Genomic DNA, 14,913 nt, shown 5'->3' with positions numbered 1-14,913 from the left:
GGTCCGTCGGGGTACTCGGATTGAAACCCGGGTGGGCGGAGTCGGCCACAGGAGAGATGGCAGGAGAGCCGGCCGCGGAGCCGGTCGGAAGGACAACAGGAAGGACGGCAGGGAGGACGGGGGCGTCGGCCTCAGGGGGTGCGCCAGTCGGTGGCGAAGGCGGCCGCCGGGTTGGCCGTGAGGAGCAGTTCGGGCAGCTCGGGGCCGAACGTGCGGCCGAGGCGCGGTGCGAGGTCGGTGAGCAGCCGGGTGGGGCCGCCGGCCCGGCGGGCGGTGCGGGTGGTCGTGTCGGCGCCGAGGAGCAGCCTGTCGGCGTGGCCGGCGTCGACGAGGCCCGCGATGAGGTCGAAGGCCTGGTGGTCCTCCGGGTGGCCGGCCCGCGAGGGGCTGTCCAGGGCCAAGTAGACGCCCTCGTCGGCGAGTTCGCGGTGCAGCCGGACGTCGGGCAGGCGGGTGAGGTGCCCGAGGACGATCCGGTCGACCGGGACCCGGTGGCGGTCGTGGAGCCAGAGCAGCACGAAGTACGGGTCGCCGCCGGGTTCGAGGTGGACGGCGATCGGGGCGCCGGTGGCGTGGTGGGCCTCGGCTGCGGCCGCCATGACCAGACGGGTGTGCGTGCTGCTGGCGCCCACGTCGCACGCGACCTTGATCAGCCCGGCTCGGACGCCCTCGGGAGCGCCCGGGAGACCGGTGGTCAGCTCGGTGACGAAGCGTTCGGCGAGTCCGTCGTACCGGGCGGAGAGACCGCCGGCGTCCTCGCCGTAGTGAACCGCCTGGTGCATTCCGGTGGCGGCGACGACGTGGACGCCGGTCGTGCGCGAGAGGCGGGCGAGCGCGTCGGCACCGCGTCCCATTCCGTGCGGGGTCCACTGAACGAAGGTCCGGCCGCCGCCGGCGGCGAAGGAGCGCAGGACCTCCTCCGCGGCGGCCGGGTCGTCCAGTTCCTCGCCGGGAAGCAGCGGGCTTCGGATGAACAGGTGGTCGTGGGAGTCGGTGACGCCGAGCTCGGCGGGGTCGACGTCGCCCAGGACCGTGCGGACGGTGGCGGTCACGCGCCGGCCTCCCGCTGTAGGTCCTGGCCCTGCGCGATGTCCTGGCCCTGGTCCTGGTCCTGGGCGGGCGATGCCGCCTGTGGCGTCTCCACCGTCTGCACCGCTTGCGACCGCTGCGTCGGCTGCGCCTGCGGCGCCTCGGCGAAGGTCGCGGTGGCGACGCGCAGGCCGGCCAGGGCCTTCGGGACCCCGACGTAGGGTGCCAGGTGGACGATCACCTCGGTGATCTCCTCACGCGTCATCCCGATCCGCAGGCTGTTGCGGACGTGGTCGGCGAGCTGCGGCTCGACGCCGCCGAGGGCGGTGAGCGCGGCCAGGTTCGCGACCTGACGGTCGCGCAGGGCGAGGCCGGGGCGCTGGTAGGTGCCGCCGAACAGGGCGGTGACGATCCAGTCGGCGAAACCCGGGGCCAGACCGTCGAGGCCGGCGAGGGTCGACACGGCGGCCGGCCCCGCGAGGTCGGCGAGCAGGGCGTAACCGGCCTCGCGATCAAGCGGAGCGGGAGCGAGGTCGGCGGGCACCAGGGACTCGGGGGCGAGTGGGTCGGGCGCAAAGGACTGGGACGCGAGGGACTCGGGCGCGGTGGTCATGGGGTGGCGAATCCTTTCACCAGTGGCGACCGGCGGGGAGCCGGTCGAGTTCGGGCCGGGACAGGTGCAGCACCCGGTAGCGGGTGCCGGGCGCGCCGTCGGGGACTTCGCCGCGCCAGAGGGCGATCTGGAGCAGCTCCCACCGGCTCGGGTCGACCGCGACGGCTGCGGTGTGCAGCGCGGGGTGGTCGGGCAGGTCGGCGAGGGCCTGCTCGACGGCCTCGGCGGGATCGGCGGTCTCGGAGAGGCGGACGGTCCGGCGGGTGGCGGTGGCCGGTCCGTCCGCACCGGGCACGGCAGGCCCGGCGGTCACGGGCCCTCGCGCGAGCCCGGCACCGAGCCAGTGCCTGACGGCGGGACGGCCGAAGTCGGCGCTGAGGCCACGGAAGCCGGGGCCCCAGAGGAAGCCGTTCATGCCCTCGGCCGTCCGCCACAGGTAGAACGACGCGTACTGGTTGACCGGCGAGCCGTCGCGCCCGCGTTCCCGGACCAGGTACGCCTTGAGGCCCAGGCCGGGGTGGGCATCGAGGAGGTGGCCCCGCTCGGCGACGCGCTTGCGGATGATCCCCATGTCGTACTCGGCGGGGAGGGTGATCTCGTACTGCATGGCGTGCACGGGTGGTTCTCCTCCGTGGGCGGCTTGATCGGGACGGGCGCTTGCGGGGCCCGCCCGCGGTCCGGATCCGGTCTCAGGCCGTTCGGTTCGTCCGCTGGGCCGCGAGCAGGGCGAGGGCGCCGCGGACGGCCTGCTCGAAGGGCTCGGCGCGGTCGGCCGCGCGGGCGAGCACGTAGCCGCCCTGGACGACCGCGACCAGCGCGGCCGCGGTGTCAACCGGGTCGACGCCGGGGACGAGCTCGCCCGCCGCCTGGCCCTCTGCGACGAGTTCGGCGATCCGCCCGCGGAGCCAGTCGAACGTCTCCTCGACCGGCGCCCGCAGCTGCGGGTCGGCGATGACGTCCGGGTCCTGCGCCATCCGTCCGATCCGGCACCCGCGCAGCACGTCGCGGTCGCGGTGGAGGTAGGCGGCGATGCGGTCGTAGGCGCTGCCCGGGGAGACGAGGTCGGCCTCCGCGACGGCGCGCATCTCCTCGGCGCTGCGGCGCAGGGCGGCCGCGGCCAGGTCGGGCTTGCCGGTGAAGTGGTGGTACATGCTGCCCTGGCCGACGCCGGCGCGCTGCTGGATGGCCTTGGGGCTGGTGCCGACGTAGCCGCGCTCCCAGAGGAGCTCCTGGGTGCTCTCGATGAGACGGTCCTGGGTTGCCATGTGGATCACTGTACATACCAGTAGGTACAGAGCGCCAGTGGTTTCCCCTCGGCGTTTCCTCCGCCCTGGCGGCACACCCGTCCCCCAGACGACCGAGGGCCGTGCGCCGCCCCCCGGCGGCCACGGCCCCTCGCCCGCATTCCCTCACCCGCATTCCCTCGCCCGATCGTCATCCCCCGCACCGCCTGCCGGCATTCCGCCCATGCCGGTGGCACGCGTCACGTCACGCCGTGTCATGCACGGGCACTGCCGAGGCGGGCGCAAGCGACCCCAGGGGTGGGGGCGCAGACGGTAGCCAGGGGGCGGGGTGCGGGCGGCGACCAGGGGGGCGGGCAGCGACCAGGGGGGCGGGCAAGGCCTTGATCCACGCGCACCGGCTGGCAAGATGTCCGGCATGAGCTACCTCGCCTCGGATGACCGCTATGGCTCGATGACCTACCGCAAGGCCGGACGCAGCGGCGTACAGCTGCCCGCCGTCTCGCTCGGCCTCTGGCACAACTTCGGCGACGCCCAACCCCTGGACGTCCAGCGGGCGGTGCTGCGCCGCGCCTTCGACCGCGGGATCACCCACTTCGACCTGGCGAACAACTACGGCCCGCCGTACGGCAGCGCTGAGCGCAACTTCGGGTACCTGTTCGCGCAGGACCTCCGCCCGTACCGGGACGAGTTGTTCATCGCCACCAAGGCCGGCTGGGACATGTGGCCGGGTCCGTACGGCAACGGCGGCAGCCGCAAGTACCTGCTGGCCAGCCTGGACCAGTCGCTCGGGCGAATGGGGCTCGACTACGTCGACGTCTTCTACTCGCACCGGTACGACCCGGAGACCCCGATCGAGGAGACGATGGGCGCGCTGGACAGCGCGGTCCGCTCGGGGAAGGCGCTGTACGCGGCCATCTCCAACTACCCGGCGGAGCAGCACCGGGAGGCGGTGGCGATCCTGCGCGAGCTGGGGACGCCGGTGCTGATGAACCAGTCGGCGTACTCGATCCTCAACCGGTCCGTGGAGGAGGGCGTCCTGGACGCCGTCGGCGACACCCAGACCAGCCTGATCGCCTACTCCCCGCTCGCACAGGGCCTCCTGACGGACCGCTACCTGTCCGGCGACGTGCCGGCCGGGTCGCGGATGTCGGTCGGGAAGTTCCTGAGCGAGAAGGCCCTCGACGGGACGCGCCTGGAGCAGCTCCGGGCGCTCGCCAAGGTCGCCGAGGGACGCGGGCAGACGCTCGCCCAGCTCGCCCTCTGCTGGGTGCTGCGCGACCCGCGCGTGGTGTCGGTGATCATCGGGGCGAGCAGCGTCGCACAACTGGACCAGAACATCGACGCGCTGAACGGCGGCCCGCTGACTGCGGAGGAGCTCGCGGAGATCGACCGACTGAGCCAGTGACGGCGGGCGGGTGACAGACGACAGATAACAGATTTCAAAATCTGTTATCTGTCGTCTGTTATCTGTTCCCTGTCAGCTGTTCTCTGTCAGCTGTTCGCCGTCGGCCTCCGGAGCGGGCGGCCCCTCATGCCACCGGCGTGTACTTGTAGCCGACCCGGCGGACCGTCACGATCGTGTCGCGGTAGGCCGATCCGAGCTTGCGCCGCAGACGGGCCACGTGCACGTCCACCGTCCGACCGTCGCCGACGTGGCCGTAGCCCCACACGGCGGAGACCAGGTGGTCACGGGTGTGCACCCGCTGCGGGTGCTCCGTGAGGTGGGCGAGCAGTTCGAACTCCAGGTACGTGAGGTCGAGCAGCCGCCCGTCCACGTACGCGTTGCGCCGCTCGTTGTCGACGGTGATGCCCCGGCCCGCCGGGCGGACCGGTCGGGCGGCCGACGAGCCGGCCGGGCCGCCGGCCGGACCCACCGCGGTCGAACCCGCGCCGGCCGGGTTCTCCGCGGGCACGAGCACCAGGTACCCGACCATCGGCCGCCCGGCCGGGTCGCCGAACTGCGCACCGTACTGGGCGAGGAGGGTGTGCGGCAGCGCGCCCTGGGGCAGCGCCGCGACCACGGAGGCGCCTTCCGGCAGCGCCGCCAGCAGCGACTGCGGCGGCGCCGGAGGCACCGCGGCCGGAGCGACCGCCGGGGCGGGCCGGGGCGGGAGCACGTGCGGAGGCACCGAACGCGCGGACCGGACCTGGGAGTTGACAAGCCCGGACGGAACCGACGGAACGGACGGAACGGGCTGGACCGAGCGGACCGCGCGCAGGTGCGGGGTCGCGGTGGGCAGGGGCAGGGTGGCCGTGGAAGAAGAAGACATGGTGTGCCGCTCATTTCGCGCGTGACGGACGGGGTGGAGTCGTCTGCGCGTCGACCGGGCTACTGCCTGGGCTGATCCGGACGGCGGGTCCGGGATCCGGAGTCCGGAATCAGCGGGCGGAGGACCGGGACGCGCTGGGCGAACCCGGACACGTCTGATCGAACAGGTGCGGCTGCCTGGAGGGCCAGAACGGCTCCAGGTCAGCGCGACCGGATCGGCGGGAGCGGCCGGAGCGGCCGTCCGCGACTGCGTGACCGACCGTGCGCGAGCGCCCGTTCGGTTGTCCGCTCGTCCGCCCGATCGACCGCCCGGACGGTGCGCCGCCGCGCTCGACGGGGAACGTCCCGGCGGCGCGTGGGCGCCCGGCGGCTCCGGGGGCGGGGGTGGGGAAGGCGAGGTTCACAGGTGGTCTCTCCGCGTGGCGGGGCCGGATCGCCGGTCGCGGGCACGCCGGGTTCCGGTGTGCCGCTCCGGCCTGGTCGACGGGGTGACGGTGCGCCGGACGGAGCGGCCTGGGGCCGCAAGCGGGGTCGGGCGTACCGGGGAGGGGCCGGCCGGTCAGCGACAACACGCGCTGCAGGTCAGCGCGTGGTCGATGTAGCGGCGGGCGGTGAGCACCGACGGGACCGGGGTGCAGACGGAGGCGGGCGCGGCCGCGGTGGTGTGCCGACCGACGGTCATCCTGCTGCCCTCCCCTGGATCCGTGCTCGGCGACGCGGGCTGCGGGCCGAAGGTGCGTGATCGAAGAGCCTGCTGCCGGACACGTGTCAGCACCGACGCACATCCGGGCTCCCCGACGGCATGGCCGGGCGGCCTTCGTCCACAGAGCCTTCCACGCCGGCCCGGTCTAGGCAACCTTCATCGCGCCGGACGTCCGGGATGCGGACGCGAAAATGAGACGCTGGCTCGATGGGATGGCGGTGGGAACGGCAAAGGGAGCGATTGAAGGAGCGAATGAAAGAGCGAACGAACGGGCGCACGAGGGGGACGGACGAAGGGTCAGGCCCGGGCGGCCGCACGGCGCGGCCGGGTGGCGGCGTGCTCGACGAGGGCGACCAGCAGGTCCTTCCCGTCCTCGCGCAGCCGCGCGTCGCACAGCAGCACCGGGACGCCCGGGTCGAGGTCGAGCGCGTCCCGCACCTCCTCGGGCGAGAAGCGGTCCGTCCCGTCGAAGCAGTTCACCGCGACGACGAACGGGATGCCGCGCTGCTCGAAGAAGTCCACCGAGGGGAAGCAGTCGGCGAGGCGCCGGGTGTCCGCGAGCACCACGGCGCCGAGTGCTCCGCGCGCCAACTCGTCCCACACGAACCAGAAGCGGTCCTGACCGGGCGTGCCGAACAGGTAGAGCGCGAGCCCGGGCCTCAGGTCGATCCGGCCGAAGTCCATCGCCACCGTGGTGGTGCGCTTGGCCTCCACGCCCGATGTGTCGTCCACCGGGCGGCCGAGTTCGCTCAGCTCCTCCTCGGTGCGCAGCGGGCGGATCTCGCTGACCGCACCGACCAGCGTCGTCTTGCCCGCGCCGAAGCCGCCCGCGACGAGGATCTTGACCGCGACGGCCGGACCGCCGCGCCAGCGTGGGTCGGTGGCGTCGGGCCCGGCGGCCGGCCCGTCGCGGTGCCCGGCGTCGCTTCCGGTGTCGTTTCCGGTGTCGTGCCCGGCGTGGTACTCAGAGCGCACGGAGTCCATTGATCACGTCTCGCAGCAGGCGCTCGTCCGGCAGCTCGGCGAGCGGAACGGGTCGGGTGACGCTGATCAGTTCGGCGTCGTAGAGGTCGCCGAGCAGCACGCGGACGACGCTGACCGGCAGGTCGGTGTACGAGCCGAGCTCGGCGACGGACAGCGGCTCGCGGCGGCACCAGGCCAGGATGGTCTGGTGCTCCGGGTCGAGCACGTGCGCGGGCACGGCCCCCGCGTCCGGTCCGGGCTCGGCGGCGGTGATCAGCGAGATGAGGTCGAACAGGCCGTCCTCGACCGGGCGGGTGCGGCCGCGGGTCATCGAGTACAGCCGCACCACCGGGCCGGCTTCGTCGTCGAACCAGCGGTCGTCGACCGGGGTGCGCGGCCGGAACAGGTCCACCTCGGGCTCGTCCGCGGGTTCGTCCGCGTCCGTGACGTCCACAGCCGCGGCGTCCGCACTCGAAGGGTCCGCGCTCGAAGCGTCCGCAGGCCCGGCCCCGTCCGTCGCGGCCACGGACTCGTCCCGCTCCGCCACCGCCTCCGCGTTCGGATCCGCCATCGAACCGATCATCTCCCCGGCGGCAGCGCGGCTTCGGTGCGCGGCTCGGCGGCCATGTGCTCGCCGACCCGCTTGACCAGCAGGGCCATCTCGTAGGCGATCTGGCCGATGTCCGCCTCGGCCTCGCTCAGCACGGCCAGGCAGCTGCCGTCGCCAGCCGCCGTGATGAACAGGAACGCCTCGTCGAGCTCGACCATGGTCTGGCGGACCCCGCCGACCTTGAAGTGCCCGCCGGCGCCCTTGGCGAGGCTGTGGAAGCCGGCCGCGACGGCGGCGAGGTGCTCGGCGTCCTCGCGTTCGAGACCGCGGGAGGCGCCGGTGGCCAGGCCGTCGCTGGAGAGGATCACCGCGTGCCGCAGGGCCGCGACGCGTCCCACCAGGTCGTCCAGGAGCCAGTTGAGGTCCCCGGACGGCTGGGTCGAGATGGTCATGTATCAGTTCCTTCCGCTGGAGCGGGCGTTACGGGTGGTGCTGGTCGAACCGGTCGTACTGGTCGTTCCGGTCGTACTGGTGGTGTCTGCGCGTCCGTCCCGGGTGCACCGGAACGGGAGGGGCCGGAGGGCCCCAGGGGACCGGCCGGCGGTACCAGGCGGACCGGTGGGCCCGCCGGTGGGCGACGGGCAAGCGGCGCCCGGCTGCCGTCGGGCGGTGCGGGGAGGGCCGCCGGGGCGGGCGCCGGGCTGATCGCCCGCCGGGAGGTGCCCGGCGGCTGCCAGACCGGGACGGACGTGACGGCGGGCCGGCCTTCGGGCGTCGGCGACGGGCTCGTCGGGCCCGACGACGACGCGGCCGACGACGGACTGGTGGCGCCGCGACCCCGGGTGAACCCGCGCTGGAACGACGCGAACGTGGCCCGCGCCTCCTCCGGCGACCGCTCCCGCGCGCGCTCGGCCTCCCGGGCGGCCCGCTCGGCCTCCTGTGCCGCCCGGACGACCGGGTCCTCGGACGGTCGCGCGTCCTCGGCGCGCCCGCCGCGGAGACGTTCCTTCATCTGCTGCTTGAGCTGCGGCGCGAGGTTCGCCTGCCGCACCCGCCGGGGCAGTCCGCCCGGGGTCCGCGCACCGGCGGCCGGCTGCTCCCCCAAGACCGTCGGGGCCGCCGGAGCCGCCAGGGCATCCAGGTCCACCGGAACCGCCCGAGCCTCCGGAACCACATCACCGACCGCGACGTCCGCAGGCCCGGCAGCCGCCGCACCCACGGCGGGCAGGATCTCCGCCCGGCGGTGGCGCCCGGTGCCCTCCGAGCCGCCGTCCGGACCACCTGCCGGACCACCTGCCGAGCCGCCCGTCGAACCGCGGCCCTCCGAGCCCGGCGGCGGGACGAGCACCGGCCCGCCCTTCGTCCGCGACGCCCGCCGCGGCAGCCCGCCCGGCGTCCGGGCCGGTTCGGCCGCGGACGGCCGCGGCCCGCCGGTGACGCGGTGCTTCCCGCCCGTGGAGCCTCTCGCAGCGCTCGCAGCAGCACCCGGCGCTCCGTCACCCGGAGCCGGACCGGGCACCACCGAGGGCACCTCGGAGGACACCGCCGGGGACACCTCGGAGGACGTCGCCGTGGCCGCGCCTCCCGGCACCGCCACGAGGTCCCGCTGGCCGCGCCGGGCCGTCGCCACCGGACGCCGCCCCGCCTGCGAGGGCTCGGCCGGCCCGTCCGGTGCCTCCGCGAGCAGCTCGCGCGGCACGAGCACGACGGCCGTCGTCCCGCCGTACGGCGAGGGCCGAAGGTGCACCCGGATGCCGTGCCGCCGGGCCAACCGGCTGACCACGAACAGGCCCAGTCGGTCGGTGTCGGCGAGGTCGAACTCCTGCTCCACGGCGAGGCGTTCGTTGATCTCGGCGAGCGCCGGCCCGCTCAGCCCGAGCCCGCGGTCGTCGATCTCCAGCGCGAAGCCGTGCGCCACGACCTCGCCCTGGACGGTGACCTGGGTGTTCGGCGGGGAGAACACCGCGGCGTTCTCGACGAGTTCGGCGATCAGGTGGGTCACGTCGGCGACGGCGCTGCCGAGCAGTCCGGTGCCGGGGAACGGGCGGACCGTCACGCGGGCGTAGTCCTCGACCTCGCCGACCGCCGCGCGCACGACGTCCACCATCCGCACCGGCTTGCGCCAGGCGCGCCCCGGCGAGCCGCCGGCCAGGATGATCAGGCCCTCGGCGTGACGGCGCATGCGAGTGGTGAGGTGGTCGACCTTGAAGAGGTCCTCCAGCTCCGCGGGGTCCTCGGTGCGGCGCTCCATGGTGTCCAGCAGGGTCAGCTGGCGGTGCAGCAGCACCTGGCTGCGCCGGGCGAGGTTGACGAAGACGGCCGAGACGCCGCGGCGCAGGTCGGCCTGCTCGACGGCGGCCTCGACGGCGGCCCGCTGCACGGCGTTGAACGCCTGGCCGACCTGGCCGATCTCGGCCTGCCCGAACCGCAGTTCCGGCGCCTCGGCGGCGACGTCCACGGCCTCGCCGCGGCGCAGCCTCCGCATGACGGCGGGCAGGCGGGTGGTGGCGAGCTCGTTGGCGGCGTTGCGCAGGCCGATCAGCTCGCGGGCGAGGCCGCGGCCGATCCGGAAGGAGATGAGCACCGTCAGCACGATGGCGACCAGGCCGGCCGCGCCGGCGATCCCGCCGCGCCACAACAGGCCGGTCGCATACGACTGTTCGCGCTCGGCCATGCCGTCGGCGATGCGGGAGTTGACGGCGGCGAGGTCGCCGAGGGCGCGGTCGGCGGTCTCCCGCCAGGAGTCGCCGTTGATGGCCTGCGCGACGTTGGCGGGGCCGCCGGCGCCGACGAAGTCGGCCTCGGCGCGCACCAGCGCGGCCCACGTGTCGCCGCCGCGCAGGGCGATGTAGTCGGCCTGGTCGGCGGGTTCGAGCTCGGCGATGTAGACGGTGTACAGCGCCTGCTGGTTGTGCAGGGCGTCCAGCGCGGTCTGGTACTGCTCGGCGGTGGGCCGGGCGGTGCCGGTGCGCAGGCCCTCCATCGCGGCGTCCTCCTGGGCCAGGTACTCGCGGGCGCGCACGAGCTCGATCAGGATCGTGCCCTGGCGCGGGAGTTGGCCGCTCTGCTGGGCGACGAACGCGGAGCGGAAGCCGAACACCGGCTTGACCAGGTCGCTGTACTGGTCGAGCGCGAACTCCCAGTTGAGCGCCGAGCGGCTCACCTGGGCGCGCAGCGGGACCATCTGGTCGGCGGCGGCGAGGATCTGCAGGAGGCGCCCGCGCTGGGCGGTGGAGAGCCTGCCGCCGATGCGTTCCTTCTTGTCGCGCAGGACGCCGAGGTCGCGGTCGGTGTCGGCCTTGGCCCGGTCGTAGGCGTCGCGGGCGGCGCGCGAGCCCGGGTCGGCGAGGCGCTGGACGGCGGCGCGGCGCTCGTTCTGCAGGTCGGTGGCGTACTGGTCGGCGGGGGCGCCGAACTCCTTGTACGTACGGCTGAGCTCCAGCTGGTTCCAGACGTCTCCGGTGGTGGCGATGGTCGCGTACACCCACAGGGCGGTGAGCGCGACGATGGGCACCAGGAGCAGCGCGATGATCTTCGCGCGGATCGAGCTGCTACGCAGACGCATGGAGTCCTCGGTCGGGAAGTGCCAGGCGCGGAAGGGGGAGGGTGGGCGGAGCGGGGCGAGCACACGGGCGGTGGGGAGCCCGGTTCGGGGGTCGGGTACGGATCGGGCCTGGCCGGGGGCCCGGCCACAGGTCTGCGAGAGCCTACTACGCCCTGACCACTCGTTCGAGGGCCGAAATCCTTCTCGTCTTCACTTGCCCCGCACACGTCAGGACGGCGGCGGCCCCCACCGTCCGGGCGCGGCCCTCGGTCGCACCCGCGTACGACGCTCTCCGTACGGACGTACGGCACTTTCCGTACGCCCTTGTGCCGATCTCGTCGCGTCACCGACACAACCCTGGGCAGCCGCGGGACGATCCGATAGTTTCGGCTCCACGGCAGCCGCGAGCGGGACGCGGGCGAGCGCCGGAGGACGCGAACCGGGGAGGAACGTGCGCGAGTTCACCACCCCGGCCCTGGCCGCACCCGAGGCCGCCGGAGGACTCGCCGACTCGCTCTACGACACCGCGGAACGCACCCCCGCCCTCCCCCAGCTGGCCCTGCGCACCGCCGACGGCGCGTGGCGGGACGTCACCGCCCGCGAGTTCCGCGACGCGGTCCTCGCCCTCGCCAAGGGCCTGCTCACCCGGGGCGTGCGCTACGGCGACCGGGTCGCCCTGATGTCCCGCACCCGCTACGAGTGGACGCTCTTCGACTACGCGCTCTGGTCGATCGGCGCGATCACCGTCCCCGTCTACCCCACCGCCGCGCCCGAGCAGGTGCGCTGGATCCTCGCCGAGACCCAGTCGGTCGCCTGCCTGGTCGAGGACGAGGACGCCGCGATGACCGTCGGCGCGGTCTGCGACGCCCTGCCCGACCTCAGCGGCATCTGGCAGCTCGACCGCGACTGCGTCGGCGCGATCACCGAGGACGGGCTCGGCGTGCCCGACGCCCTCGTGCACCGCCAGCGACTCGGCGTCGCCGCCTCGAACATCGCCACCGTCGTCTACACCTCCGGCACCACCGGACGCCCCAAGGGCTGCCTGATCACCCACGCCAACCTGGCCGCCGAGGCCGACGCCCTGCTCGGTGGCTGGAGCGACGTCTTCCAGGACCCCTCCGGCGGCCAGCCCTCCACCCTGCTCTTCCTGCCGCTCGCGCACGTCTACGGGCGGGCCGTGCAGGTCGCGGCGATGCGCGGCGGATTCCGGATCGGCCACGTCCCCGAGGTCTCCACCGACGCCCTGCTGCCCGCCCTGGCCTCCTTCCGGCCCACCTTCCTGCACGCCGTCCCGTACGTCTTCGAAAAGATCTTCCAGCAGGCCCGGCGCACCGCCGAGGACGCCGGACGCGGCGAACTCTTCGAGCAGGCACGGCAGGTGGCCGTCGACTGGGCGGCGGCCAGGGAGCAGAAGCTCTTCGGCCGCGGCCCAGGACCGAACCCCCGGCTGCGCCTGCGCCACCTCGCCTACGAGCAGACGCTCTACCCGCGGCTGCGCGCCGTCCTCGGCGGCAGGGCGCGCAGCATCGTGTGCGGCGGCTCGTCGCTGCGCCGCGAACTCGCGCTGTTCTTCGCCGGCGCCGGCTTCCAGCTGTACGAGGGCTACGGGCTGACCGAGACCTCCGCCGCGATCACCGCCAACCCGACCGGGCGGCAGAAGCTCGGCACGGTCGGCCGGCCGATCCCCGGCGCCTCGGTGGCGATCGCGGACGACGGCGAGGTGTGGGTGCGTGGCGGGTCCGTGTTCGGCGGGTACCTCAACCACCCGCGCTGCACCGCGGAGTCGCTGCAGGACGGCTGGTTCGCCACCGGGGACCTCGGCCACCTCGACGAGGACGGGTACCTCACCATCACCGGCCGCAAGAAGGACCTCATCGTCACCAGCAGCGGCAAGAACCTCGCCCCCGCCGCGCTGGAGGAACGGGTGTCGGCGCACCCGCTCGTCTCCCAGTGCCTGGTGGTCGGCGACGACCGCCCGTACATCGCCGCGCTGATCACGCTCGACCCGGCCGCCCTGGCACACTGGCTGCGCACGAACGGACGGGAGCTGCTGGACCCGTGGGCGGTGCTCGCGGACGAGCAGCTGCACGCCGAGATCCAGCGCGCGGTGGCGGCGGCGAACACGGCGGTGTCGCGGGCCGAGTCGATCCGCGCGTTCCGGCTGCTGCCACGGGAGTTCGGCCTGGAGCAGGGGCTGCTCACCCCGTCGCTGAAGCTGCGACGGGCGGCGATCGCGGAGCACTACGCGGCGGACATCGAGGAACTGTACGTCCCCTGACGTGCCGTCTTGTCCGGTTTGCAGCCCTGTAGTTGATTCGGGGACGGTTGGCGGAGCCGTTCGACGGGATTCCCTTGACGGACCGATTGGTCCAGTCCATTGTTTCTCCTCGGTCAGAGTGCGGCGCACCACCTCCCGCTCCCGCCCCTCGGGGAGCGCCCCGGTACGACGGTTCCAGCTTTCGACGGTTCAGCGTTTCCACGGTTCGACGTTTCCACGGTTCGACGCTTCGGCGTCTCGACGGCCACCGCTTCCGTCACGCCCTCCCCACGGGCGTGCTTCCCCCACACGCAGGAGTCTTCACGTGTCCCTGTCCACACGTCTGTCCGCGCACTTGTCCACGCGCCTGTCCACGCGCCTGTCCGCACTGGCGGCGTCCGTGGCGCTCGTGACCGCCGCCGCTCCCATGGCGACGGCCGCGCCCTCCGCCACCGGCTCCCCTTCCGCGGCCGCCGCCCCCATCGTCAACCTGGCCACCAACCCCGGCTTCGAGCTGCCCGCGCCCAACCTGTCCGACTGGGGCGCCATCGCCGGCTGGACCTGCACGGGCGGTCCGGCCGAGGCGGCCGTCACCACCACCGCCCCGCACACGGGCACCTCCGCGCTGACCGTCACGCCGGCGAACGCGGACTCCACCGGCGAGTGCGCCCAGACCGTCTCCGTCCAGCCCAACACCACGTACACGGCCTCCGCCTGGGTACGCGGCAGCTTCGTCTACCTGGGCGCCACCGGCACCGGCCACGACGTCGCCCCCGCCTGGACCGAGACCACCGGCGGCGGCTGGCAGCAGCTCACCACCCGGTTCACGACCGGTCCGAACGCGCGCAGCATCCGGCTCTACGTCCACGGCTGGTACCAGGAGGGCCCGTTCTCGGTCGACGACGTGCACGTCGACGGCCCCGCACCCGCCCCGGCCACGCCCCTCGGGTCCGTGCCCACCACCGACAAGGTGGTCTTCTTCACCGTCGACGACGGTTGGACGCGCACCCCCGAGGCGGAGAAGTTCATCGCCGACAACCACCTGCCGATCACGGCCTTCCCGCTGCCGATGCCCGCCGGCACCGACCCCGGCTTCTTCCAGCGCGTCACCGCCGTGCCCGGCTCCTCCATCCAGGACCACAGCGTCTCGCACACCGACCCCACCACGCTCACCCTCGCCCAGCAGCAGGTCGAGATCTGCGACGCCCGCGACGCCATGACCCGCGCCTTCGGCACGGCCCCGACCGTCTTCCGCCCGCCCTACTTCGCCTGGAACGCCGACACCCTGCAGGCGGCGGCCAACTGCGGCATGCGCACCGTCCTCACCGCCGACGCCGACTTCAGCTGGGGCGCCTCCAACATCTGGCACCCCGGCACCCTGCAGCCCGGCGACGTCGTCCTGATGCACTGGACCGACACCCTCGCCACCGACCTCCCGCGCGCACTCGCCGCCGCCCAGGCCGCCGGCCTCAAGCCCGCCGGGCTGATCGACTACCTGCACTGACCCCATGGGAAGCGCGCCGCCGCCCCTCTCGTACCCGGTCTCCACCCGAGGAGGGGCGGCGCCGTCACTCGACTCGCCTGCCGATCTTGCTCGTTGACAGGGCGATCGCGGCATGGCTCTAATGGAGGCGTGCAGCGCGGCGTCGGCCACAGAGAAGTGGGCCGGCCGACAGCCGAGCCGGTACCTTACTCCGAGGGACGATGCGCGATGAGGACTTTCTCCGCTCCCCTGACCTGA

The 14,913-nt window shown here is 73.8% G+C and carries 13 protein-coding genes; 3 read left to right on the top strand and 10 right to left on the bottom strand.

The window, feature by feature from the left end:
• Positions 1-131 precede the first annotated feature (131 nt).
• From ACFVU9_RS05325 to ACFVU9_RS05310, 4 genes are all read right to left on the bottom strand, one after another.
• On the bottom strand, positions 132-1,052 hold the full coding sequence (locus ACFVU9_RS05325) for a phosphotriesterase (RefSeq protein WP_387590129.1): 921 nt from the start codon (positions 1,050-1,052) through the stop codon (positions 132-134).
• Entirely contained in the window at positions 1,049-1,642 is a 594-nt protein-coding gene (locus ACFVU9_RS05320; protein ID WP_387590126.1) for a carboxymuconolactone decarboxylase family protein, read from the bottom strand. Before ACFVU9_RS05320 ends, ACFVU9_RS05325 begins: the two co-directional genes overlap by 4 nt.
• 16 nt (positions 1,643-1,658) lie before the next feature.
• Positions 1,659-2,258, bottom strand: a complete 600-nt coding sequence (locus ACFVU9_RS05315; RefSeq protein WP_387590123.1) for a DUF4865 family protein — start codon at positions 2,256-2,258, stop codon at positions 1,659-1,661.
• A gap of 73 nt (positions 2,259-2,331) precedes the next feature.
• Complete coding sequence (locus ACFVU9_RS05310) at positions 2,332-2,907, bottom strand: TetR/AcrR family transcriptional regulator (RefSeq protein WP_380437780.1); 576 nt, start codon at positions 2,905-2,907, stop codon at positions 2,332-2,334.
• A gap of 394 nt (positions 2,908-3,301) precedes the next feature.
• Here ACFVU9_RS05310 and ACFVU9_RS05305 point away from each other — a divergent pair, with 394 nt between their 5' ends.
• Positions 3,302-4,291, top strand: a complete 990-nt coding sequence (locus tag ACFVU9_RS05305; RefSeq protein WP_387590120.1) for an aldo/keto reductase — start codon at positions 3,302-3,304, stop codon at positions 4,289-4,291.
• A 124-nt stretch (positions 4,292-4,415) separates the two neighbouring features.
• Here ACFVU9_RS05305 and ACFVU9_RS05300 read toward each other — a convergent pair whose 3' ends face one another.
• The 6 genes from ACFVU9_RS05300 to ACFVU9_RS05275 all read right to left on the bottom strand — a co-directional run bounded on the left by ACFVU9_RS05300 (position 4,416) and on the right by ACFVU9_RS05275 (position 10,936).
• The gene (locus ACFVU9_RS05300; RefSeq protein WP_387590117.1) at positions 4,416-5,156 is read right to left on the bottom strand and encodes a winged helix-turn-helix domain-containing protein; all 741 of its coding nucleotides are present in this window, start codon (positions 5,154-5,156) and stop codon (positions 4,416-4,418) included.
• 558 nt (positions 5,157-5,714) lie between these two features.
• Positions 5,715-5,837 carry a hypothetical protein gene (locus ACFVU9_RS05295; protein WP_387590114.1) on the bottom strand — a complete coding sequence of 41 codons (123 nt, stop codon included), beginning with the start codon at positions 5,835-5,837 and terminating at the stop codon, positions 5,715-5,717.
• 318 nt (positions 5,838-6,155) lie between these two features.
• Positions 6,156-6,698: an ATP/GTP-binding protein gene (locus ACFVU9_RS05290; protein WP_380499997.1), complete on the bottom strand. Its 543-nt coding sequence runs from the start codon at positions 6,696-6,698 to the stop codon at positions 6,156-6,158.
• A gap of 124 nt (positions 6,699-6,822) precedes the next feature.
• Complete coding sequence (locus ACFVU9_RS05285; RefSeq protein WP_380499858.1) at positions 6,823-7,392, bottom strand: DUF742 domain-containing protein; 570 nt, start codon at positions 7,390-7,392, stop codon at positions 6,823-6,825.
• A gap of 8 nt (positions 7,393-7,400) precedes the next feature.
• Entirely contained in the window at positions 7,401-7,823 is a 423-nt protein-coding gene (locus ACFVU9_RS05280) for a roadblock/LC7 domain-containing protein (RefSeq protein WP_380437774.1), read from the bottom strand.
• Positions 7,820-10,936 carry a nitrate- and nitrite sensing domain-containing protein gene (locus tag ACFVU9_RS05275; protein ID WP_387590110.1) on the bottom strand — a complete coding sequence of 1,039 codons (3,117 nt, stop codon included), beginning with the start codon at positions 10,934-10,936 and terminating at the stop codon, positions 7,820-7,822. The genes ACFVU9_RS05280 and ACFVU9_RS05275 overlap by 4 nt, the downstream gene beginning before the upstream one ends.
• Before the next feature lie 430 nt (positions 10,937-11,366).
• On the opposite strand from ACFVU9_RS05275, the gene ACFVU9_RS05270 reads away from it, so the two are divergent.
• The gene (locus tag ACFVU9_RS05270; RefSeq protein WP_387590107.1) at positions 11,367-13,193 is read left to right on the top strand and encodes an AMP-dependent synthetase/ligase; all 1,827 of its coding nucleotides are present in this window, start codon (positions 11,367-11,369) and stop codon (positions 13,191-13,193) included.
• Positions 13,194-13,497: 304 nt separating this feature from the next.
• Positions 13,498-14,676 (top strand): polysaccharide deacetylase family protein, encoded by a 1,179-nt coding sequence (locus ACFVU9_RS05265; protein WP_387590104.1) that lies wholly within the window; start codon positions 13,498-13,500, stop codon positions 14,674-14,676.
• Positions 14,677-14,913: the final 237 nt, after the last annotated feature.

The organism is Kitasatospora sp. NPDC057936 (genome assembly GCF_042887525.1).
GTDB lineage: Bacteria > Actinomycetota > Actinomycetes > Streptomycetales > Streptomycetaceae > Kitasatospora.
This window is presented reverse-complemented; position numbering and strand designations above follow the sequence as displayed.